Below are 6,467 nucleotides of genomic sequence, written 5' to 3' on the forward strand. Positions count from 1 at the left end.
CGTTCCAGCCGGAGCGGTCGATCGACGACGTGCACTCCGCGCTGTCCCTGCTGCTGCGCGGACGGCAGAGTGGGGACCACGGAAGGGGCGCTGCGCCGGTACCGCCGGCACGGGGCGGCGGAGCGGGTGCGGCACTCCTTTCCGAACGGGGGTGCACGGCGGAGGACTCGGGACCACGGGGGAAACGGGGTCACGGGGGAAGGTTCTCCGGCAGCACGGAAGACGCCGGTCGGGCGGGGCTCGGGGGGATCGAGCTCAGCCGGACCGGCGTCTTCGTACGTACACGACCCCCGCGGGTCAGCGCCCGCTGACCCGCCCGCGCAGCAGCAGGGACAGCGCGGAGTGCACGTCGTCGATCGACCGCTCCGGCTGGAACGCCTGCCAGTCCAGTGCCGCCACCAGCACCATGCCGACCAGGGCGGCGGCCGTCAGCGGGATGTCGATCTCCTCGCTGAGCTCGCCGCCCGCGACGCCCTCCCTGAGCACGCCCTCGACCACGGCGACGGCCTCCTGACGCACCACCAGCAGGGTGGACTGCCAGGCGCGGTTGGTGCGCCACAGCTCGGCGACGTACAGCTGGGTGAAGGCCGGGTAGCGGTCGATGAAGACCAGACCGGCGCGGATCATGGCGTCCAGTGCCTCGACCCGGCTGCCGCCGCGCGCGTCCGTCTCCTCCGCCGCCGTGCGCAGCGAGGAGGTGAGCAGCCCGACACCGTGGCGCAACAGCTCCTCGAAGAGCTCGGTCTTGCTCTTGAAGTTGTAGTACACCGTGCCCTTGGCGACCCCGGCACGCTCGGCGATCTCGTCCACCGTGGTCGCCGAGAACCCCTTCTCGGCGATGAGGGTCACGGCCGCTTCGTAGAGCTTCTGCCGGGTGGCCTGGCGGCGTGTGGCGCTACTGCTTTCCATGCTCCTGATTCTCACAGGTCCCTGAGGGCTCACAGACTCAGCTCCGGATGCAGCCGGTCCAGGGTCCAGACCTGCTTGCGGCGCGCCGACACGGCCGTCAGCGCGAGCGCCCCGGCGGTGAAGGCCAGCAGCACCGCACAGCCCTGCCACACCGGGCCGAGCCCGCCGCCCGTGATCAGCCGGCGCAGTCCCTCGACGATGTAGCTCATCGGCAGGTACGGATGGATCGCGTTGAAGAAGCCCGGGCTCGTCTGTACGGGGTACGTACCGCCGGCCGAGGTCAGCTGGAGCATCAGGACGGCCAGGACGAGAATGCGGCCGGCCGCACCGAAGCGCGCGTTCAGCCACTGCACGATCGCGCCGAAGCAGCAGGTGACCAGGGCCAGGAAGCCGATGGTCCCGGCGGCGTGTGCCATCTGCAGGCCGAGCCCCCAGTGCAGTATGGACATCAGCGCGGCCACCTGGAGGAGACCGATCGCGGCCACCGGCAGCCAGCCCGCGAAGGCGATCCGCCAGGCGGGTGCCCCGGCGGCCAGGGCCCGCCGGTTCAGCGGCTGGATGAGCATGTACGCCACCATCGCGCCGACCCACAGGGAGAGCGGGATGAAGTAGGGGGCGAAGCCGGTGCCGTAGTTGGGAGCCGCGTGCAGTGACTGCGACGCGAGCCGCACGGGGTCGGCCATGACCTCGGTACGGGCGTCGCGGTCCTTCTTGTCGTAGTCCGGGATCTCGCCGGCCCCGTCGTCGAGCCCCTTGGCCAGCGTGGCCGAACCGTCGCCGAGGCGGATCAGGCCGCTGTCGAGGCTCGTCGCGCCCTTCTTGAGGTCGCCGACCCCGGTGTTCAGCTCGGCGGAGCCCGTCCTGGCCGTGGCCAGCCCGGTGTGCAGCCGGTCCGCACCCTTGGCGACCTTGTGGGCGCCGGTGTTGAGCGCGTTGACCTTCTTGACCGCGCTCTCCAGGTCCTCGTCCAGACGCGGCGCGCGCTCGGCGAGGGCTTCCGCCTGCTTCTGCAGGGTGGTCAGCCGGCCGCGAAGCGCCTTGAGGTCCCCGTTCTGGTCCTTGACCAGCACGGTGACGTCGTCGGCCACGGCGGCGACATCGGCCGCCGCCGTCACGGCCCGCTTCAGCGGCGCGCAGACGGTGGCATCGGGGAGCGGCTGCTCCTCGCACCGGGTGCGGTGGACCTCGGCGAGGTCGTCGGAGGCCGTGTGGGCGGCCGTGGCGGCGGCGGGCGCGGCCTTCACCAGCAGGTCGAGGTTGTCCCGTACGGTCTGCGAGGAGTCGGCGACGAGCCGGGCCGTGTCGCCGATCGCCTTGCCGTTGTCCTTCAGGAACGGACGGACGTCGGCGGCCACCCCGTTGACCTTGTCGGCGAGCAGCTGGGTGCCGTCCGCGACCTGGCGCGAGCCGGTCTCCAGCTCGCCCGCGCCCTTGTCCAGCCGCACGATGCCGGTGGCCAGCCGGCCGCTGCCGGCCTTCGCGTCCTTCAGCCCGTCCGCGAGGTCCTTCGAGCCCTCCTTCGCCTTGCCGATCCCGGTCTCGAGGTCGGCGGCGCCCTTGGCCGCCTTCGCCGTCGCGTCGTGGAGATCGGAGAAGTTGATGAAGATCCGGTCGAGGAAGCCCCGGGAGGCGTTGGCCGACGCGGCGGTACGGACCTCGGAGAACACCGTCCGGGAGATCTGGCCGACGATGTAGTTGTTCGCGTCGTTGGTGCGCACCTGGAGCGCGCCCGTCTCGGGGGAGTCGCCGGCGCTGGAGGCGATGCGCCTGCTGAAGTCCGCGGGCATGGTCAGCGAGAGGTAGTACGTGCCGTCCTCGACGCCCCGGCCCGCCTCGGCGGCGCTGACCTCGTGCCACTCGAAGACCTTGGAGTCGAGGAGCTTGCCGGTGATCTCGTCCCCGGCCGCGACGCGCTTGCCCGCGGCGGTGGCGCCCTTGTCGTCGTTGACCAGGGCGACCGGGATGCGGTCCAGGCGGCCGTAGGGGTCCCAGAAGGACCACAGGTACAGGGCGCCGTAGAGCAGGGGCAGCAGCAGGAGCGCGGCCAGTGCGGCGCGCGGCAGCTTCCCCCTGCCGAAGCGCCGGAGCTCAAGCGCGGCCAGTCTCGGCGAACGCATCGGCCGTCCCTTCGTCGAGTGCGGGAGCCGCCGACGGCGCTGCTTCCCCGGTGAGGGGGGCGGAGCCCGTGGTTCCGGTCGTGCCGGTGCGTACGGTGACGGCGTCCTCGGGTGCCTGACTGCACACGGCCAGCACGGTCGTGCCGTCGGCGGCGAGGTGGCGCAGCAGCTCCCAGGCCTCGGCGCGTTCCGCGTCGGACAGCTTGAGGTCGATGTCGTCCACCGCGAGCAGGCGCGGCCGGCCGATCAGTGCGAGGGCGACGGAGAGCCGCAGCGCCTCCAGCCGTTCCAGATCCCTCACGGAGGTCCGCCCGGCCTTGGGCAGGGTGGCGGTGTCGAGTCCGGCCGCCTTCAGGGCGGTGTCGATCCGGGCCCCGGCCGTGGCGGTGCGCTCCCGGGGTGGCCGCAGCAGGGCGCGCAGCGAGCCGTCGAAGCGGCGCTGCAACAGGGCACGTTCCCGCAGATGCTCGGCGACCGTGAACGCCGGGTCGAGCTCGCTGACCCCGGGCACCGCGCCCAGCGCCGCGACACGGCGTACGGCGGCGGCCCGGCGCGGCAGGCGCAGCCCGCCGGCCGAGGCCTCGCCCTCGGTGGGGCGCATCCGGCCGGTGAGTGCGAGCAGGAGGCAGGTGCGGCCCGAGCCGGACGGGCCCTCGATCGCGATCAGGGATCCGGGGGCGGCGTTGAACGTCACGCCCCGGAATGCCCATCCGCGCGGCCCCTTGAGGCCGAGGCCTTCGGCGGTGACAGCTGCCCCGTGCGGGCTGTCCACAGACCCTCCCCTGTCCTTCTCTTGGCTTGCTGGGTTCTTTGTACTGACTGGTCAGTGCAAAAAGGTAGCCCGAACTTGCGATCGAGGCAAAAGGCCAGGTCAGGGGCTCGCTCGCATCGACTGTCAGTGGGGGCCGTCACGATGGATACAGACGGCCACGAAGCCGTTACGAGACAGGAGGTTCTGTCATGGCCCACTCGTCCGCAGCAGCCGCCCCGCGACGCCGCGCAGACGGCCCTGCCCCCTCACCGACCGGCCCGGCGCACGACGTCCACCCCGTACTCCGGCGCACCACGGCGCCGCCCGCCGCCCTCGATCTCCTCGCCCAGGCCCGCGCCGGCCTCGAAGAGGCAGCTGTTCTCGACGTGCCGAACGAGCGCTACGCCACGGCGCACCTCGCCGCGCTGCGCACCGCGGCCGCGGTGCTCGCCGTCCGCGGGCGCCCCGAGACCTCCCCGCGGCGGCGGGAGCGGATCCGCAGTGCCTGGGAGGTCCTGCCGGAGATCGCCCCCGAGCTCACCGAATGGAGCGCGCTCTTCGCCTCCGGCGCCCGCCGCCGGGCCCGGGCGGAAGCGGGCATACCCGGTGCGGCCGGCCGGCGCGACGCGGACGACCTGCTGCGCGACGCGGCGATGTTCCTTCGCCTGGTGGAGCGGCTGCTGGTGCTCCAGCCGGTCCTTCCCCAACCCCGCGCGGAGCGGTCCGATGCGGGATGACGGTGACGGCGGCGCGAGGCAATAGGGTGGACGGGACCTATCACCTGCGCTGTTCACGCTCCGCCCTCAGCGGCGGCACCGTGCCGAGGAGTCAACTGCCGTGTCGGACCAGCTGCGCCCCCGCGCCTCCCTCCGTACCGCCGTGGTCTGGGAGGTCCTCAAGGACGCTCTCGACGGCCAGGTCAAGGCGACCGGCAGGGATGCCCTGGACGTACTGGACACGGGTGGCGGTACGGGCAACTTCGCCGTTCCCGTCGCACGCCTGGGGCACCGGGTCACCGTCGTCGACCCGAGCCCCAACGCCTTGTTCGCGCTGGAGCGCCGTGCCGCCGAGGCCGGGGTCGCCGACCGGGTCAACGGAGTCCAGGGAGACATCCTCGGCCTGTTCGACGTGGTCGGGCGCGGGGGATACGACGCCGTGCTCTGCCACGGGGTCCTGGAGTACGTGGACGATCCCGCCGAGGGCGTGCGGCACGCGGTGGAGGCGCTGCGCCCGTCCGGAGCGCTCAGCCTGCTCGCCGCCGGACTCGGCGGCGCCGTCCTGGCCCGGGCGCTCGCCGGCCACTTCACCGAGGCGCGCCACGCGCTCACGGACCCGGACGGCCGATGGGGCGAGGGCGACCCGGTGCCCCGGCGGTACACGGCGCAGCAGCTCACCGAGCTCGTGGAGGCCGCGGACGTCGAGGTCGGCGCGGTCCACGGGGTACGTGTCTTCGCCGACCTGGTGCCGGGGGTCCTGGTGGACACCGAGCCCGGTGCGATGGAGGCCCTGCTCAAGCTGGAGACGGCGGCCGCCGAGCTGGCGGCGTTCCACTCGGTGGCCACGCAGCTGCACGTCCTGGGCACCAAGCGGGCCTGAGGGACCGTCCCGCCACCGGCCGGATCGCGACGGCAGCGTGGCTGATCAGCAACGCAGCTGCAGACGGAGTACGCCCCAGCAGCCCCGATCGAGGCCTTGGCCCCGTATGATCGGGGGACACCATCCGGCATGACGGATCGGAGGTTGGGGAATCAACGCCTCAGCAGCTGAGCCGTCGTGGCGGCCCGGACTGGCTGATTGGCAATGAGGGCGGGTTTCACGGGGGCGATTCCCTGCCTATCCTGGAAGGGCCGCATACCGGCCGCCCCCCGCGGCCGACGACGAGGAGGACTCCGTGCCGCTCTCGGAGCACGAGCAGAGAATGCTCGAGCAAATGGAGCGAGCGCTGTACGCCGAAGATCCCAAGTTCGCGACAGCGCTCGAGGGAAGTGGGCTGCGTACATACACCCGGCGACGGGTCTACCAGGCAGTTGCTGGCTTCCTGGTGGGAATCGCGCTCCTCATGGCCGGAATGGTCGCCCAGCAGATCTGGATCAGCGTGGTGGGGTTCCTCGTCATGCTGGGCTGCGCGGTGCTCGCGGTGACGGGTTGGCGCAAGGCGCCGAAACCGGGTGAGCAGCAGGCAGTCCGCGCGGGTGGCGCGGAGCCGCGCCGACAGCCCAAACAGCGCAGGTCCGTGATGAACCGGATCGAACAACGGTGGCAGCGCCGCCGTGACGAGCAGGGCCAGTAGGCGCTCAGAACACTGATGGGTGAGGGGCGGTCGCATTTCTGCGACCGCCCCTCACCCGTGCGCCGGGTCGACGCTGACGGATGCCCGCCCAGGTGGGCGCCGAGCCGGGGCTCGGATGGGTGGGTGGTGAGCCGAAGCCCGCAGGGGGCCGCGCCGAGCCGAAGCCCGCTGGGCCGCGCAGGGCCGACTGCCGGGCTGTCTGATGCCTGGGGGCCAGATGCTCCCCGCAGTTCCGGGGCCGGGGCTTGCCCGTCAAGCCCCGGCCCCGGAAGGCACCGCAGGACGGCCTGGATCTCCAGGGCCCCCGAACCTCGGGCCCGGCCCCCGGGTGGTCCCGCAGGGCGGCCTGGATGTCTCAGGGCCCCGGGCCCCGGGCACCGGGCACCGGGCTGTCCCGGAC

General features: G+C 72.6%; 6 protein-coding genes. 3 read left to right on the top strand and 3 right to left on the bottom strand.

Features of this window, described 5'->3' with window-relative positions; all coding sequences use genetic code 11:
• Positions 1-297 precede the first annotated feature (297 nt).
• The 3 genes from EAO72_RS14645 to EAO72_RS14655 are packed head-to-tail and all read right to left on the bottom strand — an operon-like array spanning position 298 to position 3,798.
• Positions 298-909 carry a TetR/AcrR family transcriptional regulator gene (locus tag EAO72_RS14645; protein ID WP_148017724.1) on the bottom strand — a complete coding sequence of 204 codons (612 nt, stop codon included), beginning with the start codon at positions 907-909 and terminating at the stop codon, positions 298-300.
• 29 nt (positions 910-938) lie between these two features.
• The gene (locus EAO72_RS14650) at positions 939-3,026 is read right to left on the bottom strand and encodes a YhgE/Pip family protein (RefSeq protein WP_148017725.1); all 2,088 of its coding nucleotides are present in this window, start codon (positions 3,024-3,026) and stop codon (positions 939-941) included.
• Positions 2,998-3,798: an ATP-binding cassette domain-containing protein gene (locus EAO72_RS14655; protein ID WP_148017726.1), complete on the bottom strand. Its 801-nt coding sequence runs from the start codon at positions 3,796-3,798 to the stop codon at positions 2,998-3,000. Before EAO72_RS14655 ends, EAO72_RS14650 begins: the two co-directional genes overlap by 29 nt.
• A gap of 188 nt (positions 3,799-3,986) precedes the next feature.
• Between EAO72_RS14655 and EAO72_RS14660 the strand changes: the two genes are divergently transcribed.
• From EAO72_RS14660 to EAO72_RS14670, 3 genes are all read left to right on the top strand, one after another.
• On the top strand, positions 3,987-4,514 hold the full coding sequence (locus EAO72_RS14660; RefSeq protein ID WP_148017727.1) for an SAV_6107 family HEPN domain-containing protein: 528 nt from the start codon (positions 3,987-3,989) through the stop codon (positions 4,512-4,514).
• 100 nt (positions 4,515-4,614) lie between these two features.
• Positions 4,615-5,373 carry a class I SAM-dependent methyltransferase gene (locus tag EAO72_RS14665; RefSeq protein WP_148017728.1) on the top strand — a complete coding sequence of 253 codons (759 nt, stop codon included), beginning with the start codon at positions 4,615-4,617 and terminating at the stop codon, positions 5,371-5,373.
• A 295-nt stretch (positions 5,374-5,668) separates the two neighbouring features.
• The gene (locus EAO72_RS14670) at positions 5,669-6,067 is read left to right on the top strand and encodes a DUF3040 domain-containing protein (RefSeq protein ID WP_148017729.1); all 399 of its coding nucleotides are present in this window, start codon (positions 5,669-5,671) and stop codon (positions 6,065-6,067) included.
• Positions 6,068-6,467: the final 400 nt, after the last annotated feature.

Source organism: Streptomyces sp. OR43, from assembly GCF_008042275.1.
Taxonomy (GTDB): domain Bacteria; phylum Actinomycetota; class Actinomycetes; order Streptomycetales; family Streptomycetaceae; genus Streptomyces.